We start from the raw sequence: 18,654 nt of genomic DNA on the forward strand, positions 1-18,654 counted from the left end.
AAAAGATCTTGATACTTGATACTAACTACTCGATACTAACTTAACTACAAGATACTGCAATGAATAAATTCATTAAAAATATAATCTACTTTTCGTTAAGGCATCGTTACTTCGTGTTTTTTATGACACTGGTACTGGTAGTGCTCGGTATATGGAGCTACATGAATACGCCTATTGAAACGTTCCCCGATGTTACCAATACGCAGATCATCATCATAGCGCAATGGCCTGGCCGCAGCGCCGAGGAGGTTGAAAAAATGATCACCATACCCATGGAGACCGTTTTAAACTCGGTACAAAAAAAGGCTAACCTGCGTACTACTTCCTCATTTGGTTTATCCTATGTGCGTATCATTTTTGATGACGATGTGGACGATGCCTTCGCCCGACAGCAAGTATTAAGTCGCCTGGGAAATGCCGACCTACCCGACGGTGTAAAACCCGAAGTAGAACCACCCTACGGCCCTACCGGCGAGATTTACCGTTATACGCTTAAAAGCCGTGCCAAAACCATTCATGATCTGACCGCTATTCAGGATTGGATCCTGGATCGTCAGTTCAAATCGGTACCAGGTGTGGCCGACGTAAACAGCTTTGGCGGTGAGGAAAAAACTTACGAGGTAAGTGTTAATCCTTCCTTACTTCAAAAATATGGCCTTACCTCGTTGGACGTATACAACGCTATCAACCGCAGCAACATTAACGTAGGTGGCGATATTATTGAAAAGAACGACCAGGCCTATATTGTGCGTGGTATTGGTTTGATCAATAATATTGATGAGATCCAGAACATCATCATCAAAAATGTAAACAACGTACCAATCCTGGCCAAAGACGTTGCCGAAATTAAAGAAAGCGGTTTGCCCCGTTTAGGACAGGTAGGGCGCGATAAGCATAACGACGTTATTGAAGGCATTGTAGTAATGCGCAAAGGTGAAAATCCTGCCGAAGTCCTAAAACGCATCCGTGATAAAGTAGCCGACCTAAACAATAACGTATTACCCAAGGATGTGAAGATCGATACTTTTTACGATCGTACCAACCTGATGGATTTTTGTACTGAAACGGTTATCCATAACCTGTGTGAGGGTATCATCCTGGTTACAGTTATCGTATTCCTGTTCATGGCCGATTGGCGTACAACGCTCATTGTGGCCATCATTATACCGCTTGCACTACTATTTGCATTTATATGTTTACGCTTAAAGGGCATGAGCGCCAACCTGCTTTCGATGGGTGCCGTCGATTTTGGTATCATCATTGATGGCGCCGTGGTAATGGTTGAAGGGATATTTGTGGCCCTTGACCATCGCGCCAAAGAAGTAGGCATGCAGAAGTTTAACGGCCTCGCCAAATTGGGCTTGTTTAAAAATGTAGGCTCCGAAATGGGTAAAGCCATATTCTTCTCCAAACTCATCATTTTAACCTGTTTAGTGCCGATTTTCGCCTTCCAAAAGGTTGAAGGTAAAATGTTCTCGCCATTGGCCTACACCTTAGGCTTCGCCTTATTGGGAGCATTGATTTTCACCCTTACCCTAGTACCGGCCCTATCCAGTATATTATTGAGCAAAAACGTTAGGGAAAAACATAACCCAATAGTTATATTTTTCGAGAAAGGCATCCGCAGGATGTTTAATTATACTTATCGCAATCAAAAGTTAAGTTTACTAGTGGCAGTATCCTTTATGGCGGTCACCTTCTTTTCGGCCAAGTTCTTAGGTTCTGAGTTCTTACCGCAGCTTAATGAGGGCGCATTATGGGTAACAGCACAGTTACCGATGAGCACATCGCTGGAAAGCTCGGTAAACGTGACCAACAAGATGCGCGATGTACTGGCCACCTTTCCCGAGGTAAAACAGACCCTATCGCAAGTTGGTCGTACTAACGACGGTACCGATCCGAAGGGTTTCTTTAACGTACAGATACAGGTGGATCTGAAACCTAAAGACCAGTGGAAAAGCGGGCTTACCCAGGAGCAATTGATCGCCAATATTGATAAAAAACTCAGCCAGTTTCCTGGTATCATCTTCAACTATTCGCAACCTATTATTGATAACGTGGCTGAAGCAGTTGCTGGTGTACCTGCTTCTATGGCTGTAAAAATATTCGGCCCGGATTTCAATGTACTTGACCATAAGGCTGATTCTGTAATGGAGGTGCTCAAACACGTACAAGGTGTTGAAGACCTGGGCATACTTCGCAACTTGGGTCAGCCCGAGTTCAGGATTGAACTCGATCAGCGCAAAATGGCCCTTTATGGCGTATCAACTGCCGATGCCAACGCCGTTATTGAAATGGCCATTGGTGGTAAAGCGGCCACTACACTTTACGAAGGCGAGCGCAAATTCGATATCCGGATCCGTTACCAAAAGCCCTTCAGAGATACTCAGGATAAAATCGAAAACCTGATGGTACCTACTATGAATGGTTCTAAGATCGCTATCAAGGAAATATCCAACATCACCACCCAAACCGGACCGGCCTTTATTTACCGAGACAATAACATGCGTTATATAGCGGTTAAATTCTCGGTTCGTGGTCGTGATTTGGGCAGTACCATCGCCGAAGCACAGCAAAAAGTAAATTCCGCCGTTAAGCTCGACCAGGGCTATTCCTTTACCTGGAACGGTGAGTTTGAGAACCAGATCCGCGCTTCAAACACGCTGGCTCATGTAGTGCCTGTTTGTTTACTGGTTATATTCCTGATTCTGTTTATCACCTTTGGCAATGCCAAGGATGCTATACTGGTTATCATGAACGTACCATTTGCACTTATTGGCGGGATCCTGGCCCTGCATATTACCGGCACCAACTTCAGTATATCGGCAGGTATAGGTTTTATAGCCTTGTTTGGTGTTTGTATTCAGAATGGTGTGATCCTGGTATCGGTTTTCAAAAAGAACCTCGAAGAAAAAATGCATCTCAATGAAGCCATATTAGAGGGCGTGATTTCCAGGGTTCGCCCGGTGGTGATGACTGCGCTGATGGCTGCTATTGGTTTATTGCCCGCAGCAGTATCAACCGGTATCGGTTCCGAAACCCAAAAGCCATTGGCTATTGTGGTGATAGGTGGCCTGGTGACATCAACTATTTTGACATTACTGATTTTGCCAATCATTTATGCCATTGTTTACCGTCTTATCCATCGCCGTGAAAACCGTAAACTTTTGAAAAAAATGGGGATGGTGCGCAATGCTTAAAAACTTTTTAAAGCTTTTATTTTAACACTTTTTGATCAAAAACAGGACAAAAAGGGCCTCTTTTTACCCTGTTTAACGAATTTTTAACACCAATTTAACACTTTTTAACAAATTTTTGGCGGGTTTTAAAAGGTTTAAAAAGTATTAATAACTACATACCAAACGGTCGGTTTTATCCCTCGTAGATCTTAACTAAAGAGTCCCGATTTTCCATTATTCAAGGAAACCGGGACTCTTGTTATATGTACAGAAATCATCTGAATCAGGGTTTTCAGAATTTAATAATTCTCAGGATTTGATTAGCAACCTACCCGGCATTTTACTCATTACTTTGAAAGCCCTTACTCGTTGTTCCCAAAATCCCCACTCACTTAATTTGCGTTTTTTGATTGTGACTTTTAAGTTTTAATTTGCGTGATATAATAAACAGCATTTACCTGTATGCCCGTTACAAAATTTGCACTACGTAATGTTTTAACATTTTCTTTATTGTTAGCCTCGGCATCTCTTGCGATAGCCCAAAAGGCCGAAAAGAAAAAGGAGAAAGATTATGCGCAACTGGTTGACCCTTTTATTGGTACCGGCGGGCATGGGCATACTTATCCCGGTGCGGTATTGCCCTTTGGTATGGTGCAGCTAAGTCCGGATACACGTTTGACCGGCTGGGATGGTTGCTCAGGCTATCATTTTACCGATACCGTGGTTTATGGCTTTTCACATACTCATTTGAGTGGTACCGGTATTGCCGATTATTGCGATGTATTGTTTATGCCCACCACCGGCGATCCGCAATTTAAAAACACCGATTACAGCTCGGGCTTTAAAAAGAAGAACGAACTGGCCTCGCCAGGGTATTATAAAACCCTGCTTGATAAATATAACATCGGCGTAGAACTTACCGCCACTACCCGGGTTGGCGTTCACCGTTATGATTATCCCGGTACCGCAAAGGCTAATATTATTATTGATCTGCAACACCGCGACGCGGTTATTAATTCCTGGATAGAAGTGGTGAACGATCATGAAGTGCGGGGATTTCGTAAATCCAGCTCATGGGCCAAAGGTCAGCTTGTTTATTTCTACGCTAAATTCTCTAAACCTTTTAAAACTTATGGTATAGCCAGCAACGACCAATTACAGGAAGGCCAGAAAAAGGTGGAAGGCAAAAACGTCAAGATGTACCTGCAGTTTGATAACCCTGGCGAGGTGATCTCAAAAGTGGGTATATCCTCGGTAAGTGCAGAGGGGGCATTAAAAAATCTGGATGCCGAAATGCCCGATTTTGACTTTAAAAAAGTACAAAAAGCTGCCAGGGCCACCTGGAATATCGAGCTGAACAAGATACAAGTAGAAGGTGGCGCCCCTACTGTTGCCCAGGCCACGCAAACCGCTCAAACAGAGCTTAGGGCCAGCGGCGGCGGTACTGGTCGTGTACCTAAAGAAAAACGCCCGGTAGTGCCCGATTATTCCCGCATTAAACAAACCATTTTCTATACCGCTTTATACCACGCCATGCTGGCGCCCAACATTTACAACGATGTGGACGGGCAATATCTTGGGCTTGATCAAGAGGTACATACCGCGCAGGGTTTTAATTATTACACTGTGTTTTCATTATGGGATACCTTCCGGGCCGAAAACCCTTTGTTAACGCTGATAGATAGAAAACGGACACACGATTTTATCAAAACTTTCCTGGCGATGTATGAGCAGGGTGGTTTATTGCCGATATGGCCGCTGGCCAGTTCCGAAACCTATTGTATGATCGGCAACCATTCTATCCCGGTTATTGTTGACGCTTATGCCAAAGGCATCCGTGATTTTGATGCTGCCGAGGCTTTTACAGCCATGAAGGCCGCTGTAAACCGCGACCAGTTTGGTTTGGATAATTATCGTAAAAATGGTGCTGTACAGGCCGATGCGCAAAAGGAGTCTGTTTCGAAAACGCTCGAGTATGCTTATGACGATTGGTGTATTGCCCAGATGGCTAAAATGCTGGATAAGCCCCAGGATTATGCAGAATACATACAACGCGCCCAATACTGGAAAAACCTATATAACAACCAAAATGGGTTTATGCAGGCCCGTGTTAACGGCGGCTGGTTTGCTCCTTTTAATCCTACCGAAATCAACCACAATTATACCGAAGGCAATTCCTGGCAATACTCGTTCCTGGTACCACAGGATGTCGATGGTCTGATAACCCGCATGGGCGGTAAACAGGCTTTTGAGGCTAAGCTTGATGAACTATTTACCACCGATTCCAAACTGAGCGGTAACACGCCACCCGATGTGGCCGGTTTGATCGGGCAATACGCGCACGGTAACGAACCGAGCCATCATATGGCTTACCTGTATAACTTTACCGATTCGCCTGATAAAACCCAGTTTTATATCGACCGTATCCTGCGCGAGGAATACAGCGAAAAACCGGATGGACTGGCTGGTAATGAAGATTGCGGTCAAATGTCGGCCTGGTATGTGATGAGCTCCCTGGGCATTTATAACATCGCGCCGGGGCAAAACCAGTTCCTGGTGGGGATACCCCAGTTTGATAAGGCTACTGTTTACCTGGAGAATGGCAAAAAATTCACTATCACCAATTCGGGCGCGGGTATAAGCAGGGCCAATACCTATTTGCAGGGCATGAGCCTGGCCAAAAAATCATATAATAAACTGTATTTAAACTACAGTGACATGGCTGATGGCGGCGAATTTGAAGTATTTACCGGCCGGCTATCCAACAAACTGTTTTTACAAGATCTGGAAAAACCCATATCCTCCATTACTGATAACCTCATCGTGGCCAATCCTTACATCATAGCGCCATCCAAAACGTTTAAACAACCATTCAGCATCCAGATCAAAAGCTCGGATGCCGATGCTAAAATATATTACACGCTCGATGGATCGGCACCAACAGCCTCGTCAACCTTGTATAACACGCCGGTCACTATATCGGCCAGTACAATGGTTAAAGCCATAGCCATTGTAAACGGTAAAAGCAGCTTTGTTGATGAGGCTAGTTTTGTGAAGGAAAATTAAGAATACGGCATGCCGAATTTATTTCGGCATCCCACATGCAGGCTTACACAACATCATGATTAACCTGTCCTGCGAGATCCTGAAACAAGTTAAAGATGATTTTCTTTAGTTCTCATCTCCCCACTACATCCTCAAAAGCTATGATTTAAAAAAAAATTCAAACATTTGATGGCAAAATATGGTTAGCTTTAATTAATAAACAGTAAAATCTAAATCATTAATCACCATGAATGACATTCCATCAAAAGACGACGGCAAAACAGCCGGAATTGTAAGTTACTTTTTTATCATCGGCTGGCTTATCGCTTATTTTGCTATGTATAAGGATAATAAAACCGCACAGGCGAGCTATCAGTTAAGACAAACGTTATTATTTCACATCGTTTCCATAGTTATTTACTGGGCGGCCTCGGCCATCTTCGCGGCCATATTTTTCTCCGGAGGATATACTATTGGTTACTCACTTTTCTGGATAGTACGCGTTGGGTTATTTATTTTATGGGTGATAGGCTTTATTGGTGCCATTAATGGCGAAAGTAAACCAATACCGCTTATCGGCGAAAGAGCACAAACAATGTTCTCGAATATATAAGGCATTTCTAATGAACAAAGGGTATCACCCTTTTATATTTTAATACTTGCAAAGTTTTAAAAACTTTGCAGGTATTTCTTATGCGCTAATGCCCCTCACTCTTTTTCCAGCAGCTTTTTCGCTTCGTCCAACTTTTCCTTTTCCTCTTTGGGCAACACCGGATATTTTAATTTCAGATCTTTTAGTGTTTGAAGAATAACGGTTGAAATGGCTATACGGGTAAACCATTTTTTGTCGGCCGGTATCACATACCATGGGCAGTTTGGGGTGGCTGTTTCCTGGATAGCCCTTTGATAAGCATCCATGTAATCGCCCCAACGTTTACGTTCTTCGATATCAGCAGCCGAAAATTTCCAGTTCTTCTTTGGGTCATCAATTCGTTCTAAAAACCGTTTCTTTTGCTCTCCCTTTGATACGTTCAGAAAAAATTTAATGATCACCGTTCCATTACCGGTAAGATGTTCCTCAAAGGCCCGGATACTTTGGTAACGCTTATCCCAAAATTTGCCATCTATTTGTTTTACATCTTGAATACCGGGTAAATTCTCTTTTAATATCAGTTCTGGGTGAACTTTGGTAACCAGCACATTTTCATAATGCGATCGGTTATGGATACCAATACGCCCGCGCTCGGGAAGCGATCTGTAATGCCTCCATAAAAAATCGTGTTCATAATCTTCGGTACTGGGTTGTTTAAAACTATACACCTGACAGCCCTGCGGATTTAAGCCTGATAACGTATGTGCTATGGCGCTATCCTTACCGGCTGCGTCCATCGCCTGGAAAATGATGAGCAGCGCGTATTTATTGGCAGCGTAAAGCTCGGTTTGCAGGTCAAATGTTTCTGCTATCAGCGCGGTAAGCACATCTTTGGCATCGTCCTTTTCAAAACCATCGGCATAAGCAGAGTCCTGATCTTTGAGCGAAAACCCTTTGCCGTTATCAATCTTAAACTTGTTAATTATGTTACTCATATCAAAGAAATTGCTTTACCTTTTGCCAGCTTAAAATTTAGATGTTAAAATTGCGTTGATAATAATGCTGTTTATTTAAATTTATAAATATCCGCACCAAAAGGCCAATTCGATTTGACCAGACCTATAATAAAACGGTTTTAAGGTACTGAAAATTTAATACCTTATACTTGCAAACAGGTTGGTGACGGGTATACTGTAACTTTTATGTAAACTGTATATATTAATATTTGTTTGACACTATGATTTAGTGTCATTATTTTACATCTTTACCCAATGTTCCGACGTATACGAAACCGATTTTTAAGATATTTCGCCATATTTATTTACTTCGTCATCATCTTTTTTTGTTGTATCGAACTCAATTTCCTTTGGCTTTCGGGTTACTCACCTGATATGCAGGACATTAAAAACCCTGTAATGTCCGTTGGTTCTGAGGTATATACAGCCGATGGTAAGCTAATAGGCCAGTACTATAAAGAGAACCGCTCACCTGTAGAGCTCAAAAACATCTCCCCCAACCTCATCAACGCACTTGTTGCTACTGAAGACGTCCGTTTTTACAAACACAACGGGGTTGATTTCTACTCGTTCTTTACCAGTATGTTATCCACCGCCAAAGGCGAACGCCGCGGGGGCAGTACCATTACACAACAGCTGGCCAAGAATCTGTTCGAGACCCGCAAACGCAAATCGCAAGGCTTTATTAAGCATATCCCGGTTATCCGCACCATAGTTTATAAATGCAAAGAGTGGCTTACCGCTTTTAAAATTGAACACGTTTATAACAAAGAGCAAATACTTACGCTTTATTTAAATACGGTACCTTTCGGCAATAACTCTTTCGGTATTAAAACCGCATCGTTAAAATATTTTAATAAAACCCCGGATAAGGTTACACCGGCCGAAGCCGCCTTATTGATCGGGATGCTTAAAGCTACTTCGAGCTACAATCCGATTAAAAATCCCGACCGCGCTTTGGAGCGTCGGAATACAGTTTTAGGACAGATGCAGAAATATGGCTACCTGACTAAAGCCGGCTATGATACCAGTTTCAAATCGCCTATAAAGCTTAACCTCAGCTATGTGGAAGAGGACTCACATGGCGACTCCTACCTGCGCCGCGCGGTAGAAAAATGGCTGGACAAATGGTGTAAAGAGAATGGCTATAATCTGTATGAGGATGGCTTAAAGATATATACCACCATCGACTCCCGCCTGCAGCGATATGCTGAAGAGGCAGTTGCCGAAAAAATGAAAATGCTGCAAAAGCGTTTCAACAACCTTTGGGGTAATAAAAACCCATGGCGCGACTCCAAGGGTGTCGAGATCAAAGATTTTATCCTCAAAAACGAACAACGCCTGCCTATATTCAGTTTACTGGAAAAGAAATATAAGGGCGATACCGTTCAGATTCAGCAATATTTTAAACAGAAAAAACGGATGACCGTTTTCACCTGGAACGGCGAAAAGGATACCACCTTCTCCACCATCGACTCGATCAAATATTACGCGAAGATCCTGAATACCGGTATGATGACCCTGGAGCCATCAACAGGCAAAATAAAGGTTTGGATAGGCGGTATCGATCATCGCTTTTTTAATTACGATCACGTAAACCAGGCACGTCGCCAGGCGGGTTCAACATTTAAGCCCTTCGCTTATTTAACCGCGCTGGATAATGGCTTTACCCCCTGCGATAAATTCACGGATAAGCCTGTAACCATAAAATATAAGGATAACGGCAAGGATGAAGTTTGGCAACCCAACAATGCCGACTTTAATTTCTCGTACCGCGAAATGTCGCTGCGTTGGGCCATGGGTAAATCGGTAAACTCTATTACCGCTCAGCTGACCGAAAAAGTAGGCTGGGATAAAATTGTGCAATATGCCCATAAATGCGGCATCGAAAGTCCGCTTAAATCAGTACCATCGGTATCATTGGGTTCAAATGATGTTTCGGTTTTTGAAATGGTAAGGGCATACAGCACCTTCCTGAATAAAGGTCAGAAATTAGACCCCATATTGGTAACCAGAATTGAGGATCAGGACGGCAGCGTATTGAAAGAGTTTACCTTAAAACAAGAGCAGGTTATCAGTCCGGAAACGGCATGGCTGATGCTATACATGTTCCGCGGTGGTATGGAAGAACCGGGAGGCACTTCACAGGCTTTATGGGAATATCCTGGCCTGTGGAAAAAAGATAACCAGATTGGTGGTAAAACAGGTACTTCATCTGACTATGTAGATGGCTGGTATATGGGTATTACCAAAGACCTGGTAACCGGTATTTGGGTTGGTGCTGATGACCGCAGTGTACACTTTACCACCTCCGAAACCGGTGAGGGATCGCATACGGCGCTACCTATTTTTGGGCGCTTTATGGAAAAAGTTTATGCCGATCCAAAATCGGGCTATACTTATGGTTCGTTCCCGAAACCTTGGGTAAAAATCACTAAGGAGTACAATTGTCCATCGCCAAGAATAGTAACCGATACCGCCACTGTCGACAGCACAAGCAACCCTATTGACACAACGCACGTATTACCTACACCGGCAACACCAACCACTACACCAGAAAACCCGGAAGGTACACCGCCGGGGCAGTAAATAGCGAGTCAAGATATTACAATCAAGAGTCAGGAATAAAAGGTTAGCGTTGCACTTATAAAAGTACTTTTATAATGAACTGTTTTGCACCCATCTTGACTCTTGATTCTAATATCTTGAGTCTTGATGCTTTTCATTAAATTAGCAATATCTATTTAGTTAAGTTATGAATAAACACTACTCCTTATCAAATAAGGCCCAAAAGCTCACGTTTATATTCCTTTGTTTTATAGGTTCTTTATTGATAAGTACGGGTGCCTATGCCCAGTATTTCGGGCAAAATAAGGTTCGTTATAAAAACCTAAAGTTTAATGTTTACAAAACTCCGCATTTTGAAATTTACTATTACCTAAAAAATGATAGTATGGTAAAGCGATTTGCCCAAGAAAGTGAGTTGTGGTATACTTTACATCAGCAGGTATTTAAAGACACATTTAAGACCGCCAACCCCATCATTTTATATGCCAATCACCCCGATTTCCAGCAAACTACAGCCATCGACGGCGAAATTGGTGTGGGTACCGGAGGTGTTACCGAAGGCTTAAAAAACCGGGTAGTGATGCCGGTGATGGAAACTAATCAAACTACCCGCCACGTTATCGGGCACGAGTTGGTGCACGCTTTTCAATACCGGGCACTGCAAGGTGGCGAGGGCGATAATTTTGAGGAGATCAACAACATTCCACTATGGATGATCGAGGGTATGGCCGAGTATCTTTCACTGGGTAAAAAAGATTCGTACACGGCTATGTGGATGCGTGATGCCTACCTTAACCATGATATACCCTCGGTACGTGACCTTACAGAAAGCAATAAGTATTTCCCATACCGCTATGGCGAGGCTTTCTGGTCGTTCCTCGGCTCAACCTATGGTGATACGGTAATTGTACCATTCTTTAAAAATACGGCCCGCTACGGTCTTAATTATGGCATCAGGCGCACCTTTGGATATGACGACAAGACTTTATCGCGCCTTTGGAAAACATCGATAGAAAACACCTATAAACCTTTTTTAAAAGATACGGTTCAAAAACCCGTAGGCCTTAAACTGGTGGACAGCAAAACCGGTGGCGACCTGGTGGTGGCACCGGCAGTGAGCCCGGATGGCAATTACGTGGCTTTCCTATCGGCTAAAAGTTTGTTCTCTATTGACCTTTATCTCGCCGATGCACACACGGGACGCATCTTACGAAAGCTCACGAGCAAGGTATCCAACACGCATATTGACGAGTTTAACTTTATTGAGTCGGCAGGTGCATGGTCGCCTGATGGGAAGCGTTTTGCCTTTAGCGTATTCAGCAAGGGCCGAAATCGTATGATCGTGGTTGACGTAGCCAACGGTAATACGCTCAATGACGTGTCGATGGAAAAAGCAGAGCAGTTCAGTAATCTATCCTGGTCGCCTACCGGAAAGGATATTGTTTTCCAAGGCTTATCCGAAGGTCAGGGCGATTTGTACTCTTATAATTTTGATACTAAAAAGGTTACCCAATTAACCAACGATAAATATTCCGATTACCAACCAAGCTATTCCAGAGATGGTAAAAAGATCATTTTCTCGAGTGATAGAACCACTTATGACCAATCCTTAGAGCAGGATATCCCCTTTAACCTGGCCGAACTTGATATTGCAACCGGAAAGATAACTGACATCAAAATATTCAACGGCTCCAATAACCTCAACCCACAATACTCTGCCGACGGCTCACAGATCTATTTTTTATCCAACCGCGATGGTTTCCGCAATATGTACCGTTATACCCTCAGCAACGGCAAAATTGAGCAAATGACCGATCTGTTTACTGGCATCTGTGGTATCACCGAGTATTCGCCGGCGTTAAGTATCTCCAGTCACGATGATATAGTTTACTCTTACTATCGGGCCCAAAAATATGCTATCTATAATGCCAAAGCTTCCGACTTTAAACCCGCTACTTTGCAGGCCACCGATGTAAACTTTAGTGCAGGTATATTGCCACCGGCGCGCGCTGTTGGCGTCGATCTGATCAACTCTAATCTGAATAATTACCTGGCCTATAAAAAGATCCCTGCCGATTCAGTTGTCAACATCGCCTACAAACCCAAATTTAAGCTTGATTATTTAGCAGGTAGTGGTATTGGCATTGGCGTAAGTAGTTTTTACGGCACAAGTTTATCAAGTGGCATACAGGGAGTATTTAGTGATATATTGGGTCGTAACCAGATATTCGCAGCGGCCTCGGTTAACGGGCAAATCTATGATTCGGGAGCGGCTATAACTTATGTAAACCAAACCGGCCGCTGGAACCTTGGCTTTGGTATATCACATATCCCTTACCAATTTGGTGTCCAAACCAGAACTTTCCCTACAAAAAGTGTGAGCGGCAAAAACGAAACCGTGCTGTCAGACAATATCGACATCATCCGCAACTTTGAGGATGCAGCCAGGGTGTTTACCTCCTATCCTATTTCAAAAACCACACGTTTTGAAGTTGGTGCCGGCGCATCATATAACACCTACCGGGTTGATCGTTACAGCGATTATTATGCCCTGGATACTACTGTAAATGCTGATAAAAGCAAAACCATCACCACAAATTATTTAACATCTGACAAGAAAAAGGTATCCAATGATGACGAAAGTAAATTAATTGGCACCAGCTTAAAATCATACTCTTTATTCCAGGTATCCACAGCTTTAGTGGGTGATAATTCCTTCTTTGGTGTAACCGCGCCGCTCAATGGATTCAGGTATCGCCTGGAAGCTGAATACAACTTCGGCACTTACCATTTCTTCGCGCCAACTATCGATCTGCGAAAATATGTACGGGTTGAACCGGTTACCTTTGCTGCCAGATTTTATGGTTACGGTCGCTTCGGCGGCGATGCCACCGGGCTTTATCCATTATATGTAGGTTATCCGTTTTATATACGCGGTTACGAAGGGCAAACTTTCTACAACAACGGGAAAGCAGGAACTAATGGCTTCACCATTGATCAGTTATCAGGAAGCCGCATAGCAGTGTTCAATTTCGAGGTACGTTTACCTTTTACAGGTCCGGAAAAATTGGCCCAGATCAAATCAAAATTCCTGTTTACCGATCTCAACTTATTTTTCGATGCGGGCTTAGCCTGGAACGCCGGCGACCATATTTATTTTCAGAAAAATCCACCAGTAATAGGCGAAAAACCGGTACTTAATGATGATGGTACACCTTCTGTAGTGAACGGGCAACCGGTTACCGAACCAGTGTATGGCCGGGTTCCGGCACTAAGCGCAGGTATATCACTAAGGATCAATGTATTTGGAGCTTTTGTATTGGAGCCCTACCTGGCCGTTCCGTTTAACCGTACGGATGTTAAAAAGCCATTATTTGGTATAGGCTTTACACCCGGATGGTAGGATAATGATCATATAAAAGCAATAAAAGCAAAAGCGGCGCTAAAGCCGCTTTTTTTTATTTAAAACCTAAACGACTCCAAATAGTTATGAAATAATATCTGTTTATATTTGCAACCTGATATGAAAAAAATACTGTTATTGAGTTTGGTTCTGATAATGTGTGGTTTCGCCGTACTCGCCCAGACAGCTGATACCGATCCGGTTAGTAATGTTCCAGCCTCAGGTTCAATGAAAAGCATGGCAGGCAACAGCATGCAACCCGCCAACGATATTGTACAAAATATAGCTGCAGATAAAGACCTGTCCATATTTTATCAATTTGTTAATTCGGCCAATTTAGCCGATACCTATAAAAGTAAAGGCCCAATCACCATATTTGTGCCCGCTAATGAAGCATTTGAAAGTTTACCTACTGGCAAACTCGATACGCTTTTAAAACCCTCACATGTTTGGGAATTAACCCACCTCATTGCATACCATGCTGTCGCCGGGAAATTGAGCGCTAAAGAATTACATAAACAAATCCATAAGCATAAAGGGGCAACCACTTTAACTACTATTAGTGGAGGCAAACTAATTGCGAAAGTGGACGCTAATAATAACATCGTTTTAGAGGATGAAACCGGTGGCCAATGTATCATCAGTCGGTTTGATATTGCCCAAAGTAACGGTGTGGTACATATCATCAATAAGGTATTGCTACCCAAGCCTAAGGCTGTATAATAATTAATAATACAGACGGCTGACAATCTGCCCGAATGAGTACTGCGTATTTAAGATATAATGAATTGTAAGGTTTAGTTGTTAATAACGACTAAACGTACAGAGGTACGATGAGTGATGGCTCATTGTTTTATTTATATGAATTAAATACTTAGAAATGAAAAGGTTAGTTTTAGCAATAGCGATATTATTGGTTGTAACGGCATTTGGCTGTCAGAACAGCAGTGGACAGGATACCAAAAGAAAGTTGAGCAAACCAGCAGCAGAGTGGAAAAAAACGCTAACATCCAACCAATACCACATCATGGTTGAAAGCGGAACAGAACCTCCCTACCAAAACGATTACTGGAACAATCATCAAAAAGGCGTTTATGTAAGCGCCGCCACCGGAGAGATATTATTTAGCTCCGATGATAAGTTTGACAGCGGTACAGGGTGGCCAAGCTTTGTTAAACCTGTCGACCCCAAAAAAGTTGCCATTGTACATGATGACAGCTATGGCATGAGCCGCGACGAGGTTATTGAAAAAAGTACAGGTTTACACCTGGGTCATGTTTTTGATGACGGTCCTGCAGATCGTGGCGGCAAAAGATATTGCATGAATTCAGGGGCATTAAAATTTATTAAAAAGTAACCGCCCGGCGATTAGCATTTACAGACGGACGCAATTGCGGGCGTACGCGTAAACCATTTTCATATTTTAAACCAATGGTCAGATCTACCCAGTCGGGGTTAACAGGTCTGATCATTTTTTCTTTTTGAGGCCGTGTGTAAGTGCTTACTACTTTGAAACGTTCCATAGCTTGTTCTTCAGTATTGATCTCTTCAAAATAAACCAAACGGTTAAGCTGCTGCGCACTGTCGAAAAATAAGGTAGGCATATCGCTGTAAAATTGCAGTGTTTTTACAAGATCTGAGCATAAACCAACGTGAAGATTTTTCCTGTTTCTGTCGGTGATGATATATACAAAACGTTTCATTTTATGATAAAAATTTTGGTGAACCAATATTTATTACTAACTTTATGAGCATAAAATTACTAATAATTTTAGCAAATGCAAATTTTATGTCAATAATTTCACAAAATATTAAGTTTCTCCGCAAAAAGAAGGGTTTAACCCAGCAACAATTTGCCGATCAGTTAGGTATAAAACGTTCATTAGTAGGCGCATATGAAGAAGAAAGAGCCGAACCAAAATACGAACTACTAAAAACTTTAGCAATATTTTTTGACGTTACCATTGATGACTTTATTAATGAAACCATCGATGAAAAATGGGCTCCTAAGCCTAAAGGCAATCCGGCCAACCTGCGTATATTAAGTATCTCTGTTGATAAAGAGGATAACGAAAATATTGAAATGGTACCGCTAAAAGCAAGCGCTGGTTATTTGAATGGCTACGCCGATCCGGAATATGTATCTCAATTACCTAAATTTTATCTGCCTATGTTTAAGCAAGGCACTTACCGAGCTTTCGAAATCAAAGGCGATTCCATGTTACCTATATTATCTGGTGATATTATTATAGGTGAGTACCTGGAAAATTGGGCCGATATTAAAAGTGGTGAAACTTATGTTGTGATATCCAAAAACGATGGCGTAGTATATAAACGCATCGGCAATAAATTTAAGGAAAATAAAAAGCTCAAGCTAATATCTGATAACCCCGTTTATGAACCTTATGAAATAAATGGAGATGACGTGCTGGAGATATGGAAAGCAAAAGGCTACATTTCTACCCAGCTACCACAACCAACACCGGAGCCTACTATGGAAAGTCTTACTGCCATGATGGCCCAAATGCAGCGCTCTATATCCAATTTGCAACAAAGCAACAATTAAGTTACATCGGCTTATTTAAACCATTACGATATATCTTTATCCTAAGATTATAAAAACGTAAATAAATTTAAAAAAGCTATGAAAAAATTATTGTTAATGTGCTGTTTCCTGATGGGAATTTCAGCGGTAAGCCACGCGCAAGGTGGTGGCATGCGAAAAAGTCCGGAAGAAAGAGCTAAAGACCTGCAAACACAGCTAAAACTCAGTGACGATCAAACCACTAAAATAACAGCTATATATAAAGAGCAGGCTACCAAAATGGACAGTGTAAGAACCGCCGCAAACGGTGACAGGGATGCCATGAGAAGCGCCATGATGCCGATGATGAAAGCTACCAACGACAAAGTTAAAGCTGTTTTAACTCCGGAACAAGCTACAGCTTATGATGCCTGGATGAAAGAAAGAATGGGCAGAATGAGACAAGGCGGCGGCGGAGGCAGCTCGCAAAATTAATTGATAATAAAAAGCGGCACTAAGCCGCTTTTTTTATTTTTGCACAAATCATTTTCATTTGACGGCGGCAGAAATATATCTTAAAAGTAAACTTGACGAAAGGCAATCATCGGGTATTTACCGGACATTAAAGTCCGAGAACGAGCTTCTTGACTTCTGTTCTAATGATTATCTTGGTTTTGCCCGATCTGCCGTTTTAAAAAACAGTATTGATCAGGAAATACAAAATCACCCACGTAGTTTAAACGGATCAACCGGATCGCGGTTATTATCAGGTAACTTAAAATATGCTGAAGATCTGGAAAAAAGCATTGCCGCGCATCATCAGTATGCGGCGGGTCTTCTTTTCAATTCGGGATATGATGCTAACATTGGTCTGCTATCATCACTAGCTCAACGGGGTGATACTATTATTTTGGATGAATTGATTCACGCCTCGGCTATTGATGGCGCCCGGCTAAGCTACGCCAATCGTTATAGTTTCAAACATAATGATATTGAAAGCCTGGAGGCCAAACTAAAACTGGCTAAAGGAAATTGTTATGTTGTAATAGAAAGTGTTTACTCCATGGACGGAGACACTCCCCCACTATTGGATATATTGAATATCACCGAAAAATATGGCGCTCATTTAATTGTTGATGAAGCTCATGCAGTTGGTCTATATCCTAAAGGCCTGATAGCTGACCTCGGCTTGCAAAACAGGGTCTTCGCATCGTTGGCTACATTTGGCAAAGCACTGGGCAGTCATGGGGCAATTGTATTAGGCAGCGATACATTAAGACAATACCTCGTCAACTTTGCTCGTTCTTTTATTTATACCACGGCGGCTTCCTTTCATCAGCTGGCGGCGGTAAAAATGGCATACCAGTTATTAAATGGTGCAGAACAGGAGATTTCCACTCTCAAAAACAACATCAAATTATTTAAAGAACAGATCAGCCTCGAAAGCTTATACTTATTATTGAACAGCGACAGTCCTGTTCAATGTATCGTATTAAAAAGTAACAACAAAGCCCGTGACATGGCAAACATTTTACAAAATAAAGGATTTGATGTAAGAGCTATACTAAGCCCCACCGTTGCGGCCGGAACAGAAAGGGTAAGGATATGTCTGCACTCGTTTAATACAGCCGATGAGATAAACAAACTTGCCACCATTATTAATCAGTTTATAAATGTCTGATAAACAACCCATATTCATTACTGGTATAGGCACCGGAGTTGGTAAAACTATTATTTCGGCTATCATAACAGAAAAATTAAAGGCCGACTACTGGAAACCTATACAATCTGGCGATCTGGATAACAGCGATACACTAAAGGTACAAAATCTTGTATCCAACAAAGCTACGCGTTTCTATCCCGAAGCTTACCGGCTAACACAGCCCTTTTCACCGCACAAATCGGCAGCTATTGATAAAATAGTAATAAACATTCAAAATATCGCTCCGCCACAAACCAATAACCAATTAGTCATTGAAGGGGCGGGCGGCCTGATGGTACCATTGAATGATAATATACTGATTGTTGACCTCATCAAACAATTAAAAGCACGGGTAATACTGGTATCACAAAATTACCTGGGTAGTATCAACCATACATTGCTATCACTTAGTATGCTTAAACAATACGATATACCGGTAATGGGCATCGTATTTAATGGTGATAAGGACATTTACTCAAAAACATTCATCCTCAATTATTCCGGGGTAACAGAGCTGGGGCATGTACCCTCTTTTGATAACATCAATCCCAAAGCAATTATTGAAGCGGGAACTTATATCACTTTATAATAAGACAATATTTTGCCAAACAAATAATTTGCACCA

The 18,654-nt window shown here is 42.2% G+C and carries 13 protein-coding genes; 11 read left to right on the forward strand and 2 right to left on the reverse strand.

Annotated features, from left to right (window positions below; all coding sequences use genetic code 11):
- Positions 1 to 59 precede the first annotated feature (59 nt).
- From ACTJKG_RS07995 to ACTJKG_RS08005, 3 genes are all read left to right on the forward strand, one after another.
- Complete coding sequence (locus tag ACTJKG_RS07995; protein WP_440738897.1) at positions 60 to 3,200, forward strand: efflux RND transporter permease subunit; 3,141 nt, start codon at positions 60 to 62, stop codon at positions 3,198 to 3,200.
- A gap of 441 nt (positions 3,201 to 3,641) precedes the next feature.
- Positions 3,642 to 6,245, forward strand: a complete 2,604-nt coding sequence (locus ACTJKG_RS08000; RefSeq protein ID WP_440738898.1) for a GH92 family glycosyl hydrolase — start codon at positions 3,642 to 3,644, stop codon at positions 6,243 to 6,245.
- 226 nt (positions 6,246 to 6,471) lie between these two features.
- Positions 6,472 to 6,837, forward strand: a complete 366-nt coding sequence (locus ACTJKG_RS08005) for a hypothetical protein (protein WP_172334931.1) — start codon at positions 6,472 to 6,474, stop codon at positions 6,835 to 6,837.
- Positions 6,838 to 6,932: 95 nt separating this feature from the next.
- Here ACTJKG_RS08005 and ACTJKG_RS08010 read toward each other — a convergent pair whose 3' ends face one another.
- Positions 6,933 to 7,811 (reverse strand): polyphosphate kinase 2 family protein, encoded by an 879-nt coding sequence (locus tag ACTJKG_RS08010; protein ID WP_440738899.1) that lies wholly within the window; start codon positions 7,809 to 7,811, stop codon positions 6,933 to 6,935.
- Between the two features lie 276 nt (positions 7,812 to 8,087).
- Here ACTJKG_RS08010 and ACTJKG_RS08015 point away from each other — a divergent pair, with 276 nt between their 5' ends.
- From ACTJKG_RS08015 to msrB, 4 genes are all read left to right on the forward strand, one after another.
- Positions 8,088 to 10,421 (forward strand): penicillin-binding protein 1A, encoded by a 2,334-nt coding sequence (locus ACTJKG_RS08015; RefSeq protein WP_172334933.1) that lies wholly within the window; start codon positions 8,088 to 8,090, stop codon positions 10,419 to 10,421.
- 166 nt (positions 10,422 to 10,587) lie between these two features.
- A complete protein-coding gene (locus ACTJKG_RS08020) occupies positions 10,588 to 13,803 on the forward strand; it encodes a tolB protein precursor (RefSeq protein ID WP_440738900.1) in 3,216 nt (1,071 codons plus the stop codon).
- A gap of 120 nt (positions 13,804 to 13,923) precedes the next feature.
- Complete coding sequence (locus tag ACTJKG_RS08025) at positions 13,924 to 14,526, forward strand: fasciclin domain-containing protein (protein ID WP_172334935.1); 603 nt, start codon at positions 13,924 to 13,926, stop codon at positions 14,524 to 14,526.
- Between the two features lie 157 nt (positions 14,527 to 14,683).
- Entirely contained in the window at positions 14,684 to 15,160 is a 477-nt protein-coding gene (gene msrB, locus ACTJKG_RS08030) for a peptide-methionine (R)-S-oxide reductase MsrB (RefSeq protein WP_172334936.1), read from the forward strand.
- On the opposite strand, the gene ACTJKG_RS08035 is transcribed toward msrB, so the two are convergent.
- Positions 15,150 to 15,506: a GIY-YIG nuclease family protein gene (locus ACTJKG_RS08035; protein ID WP_172334937.1), complete on the reverse strand. Its 357-nt coding sequence runs from the start codon at positions 15,504 to 15,506 to the stop codon at positions 15,150 to 15,152. The two genes, msrB and ACTJKG_RS08035, sit on opposite strands and share 11 nt — an antisense overlap.
- Before the next feature lie 86 nt (positions 15,507 to 15,592).
- On the opposite strand from ACTJKG_RS08035, the gene ACTJKG_RS08040 reads away from it, so the two are divergent.
- The 4 genes from ACTJKG_RS08040 to bioD all read left to right on the forward strand — a co-directional run bounded on the left by ACTJKG_RS08040 (position 15,593) and on the right by bioD (position 18,618).
- The gene (locus ACTJKG_RS08040) at positions 15,593 to 16,369 is read left to right on the forward strand and encodes an XRE family transcriptional regulator (RefSeq protein ID WP_172334938.1); all 777 of its coding nucleotides are present in this window, start codon (positions 15,593 to 15,595) and stop codon (positions 16,367 to 16,369) included.
- A 78-nt stretch (positions 16,370 to 16,447) separates the two neighbouring features.
- Positions 16,448 to 16,822 carry a hypothetical protein gene (locus ACTJKG_RS08045; RefSeq protein ID WP_172334939.1) on the forward strand — a complete coding sequence of 125 codons (375 nt, stop codon included), beginning with the start codon at positions 16,448 to 16,450 and terminating at the stop codon, positions 16,820 to 16,822.
- 58 nt (positions 16,823 to 16,880) lie between these two features.
- The gene (locus ACTJKG_RS08050; RefSeq protein ID WP_172334940.1) at positions 16,881 to 18,008 is read left to right on the forward strand and encodes an aminotransferase class I/II-fold pyridoxal phosphate-dependent enzyme; all 1,128 of its coding nucleotides are present in this window, start codon (positions 16,881 to 16,883) and stop codon (positions 18,006 to 18,008) included.
- Positions 18,001 to 18,618, forward strand: a complete 618-nt coding sequence (gene bioD, locus ACTJKG_RS08055; RefSeq protein ID WP_440738901.1) for a dethiobiotin synthase — start codon at positions 18,001 to 18,003, stop codon at positions 18,616 to 18,618. The genes ACTJKG_RS08050 and bioD overlap by 8 nt, the downstream gene beginning before the upstream one ends.
- The last annotated feature ends 36 nt before the right edge of the window (positions 18,619 to 18,654 follow it).

Source organism: Mucilaginibacter sp. 22184, assembly GCF_052045695.1.
Taxonomy (GTDB): Bacteria; Bacteroidota; Bacteroidia; order Sphingobacteriales; family Sphingobacteriaceae; genus Mucilaginibacter.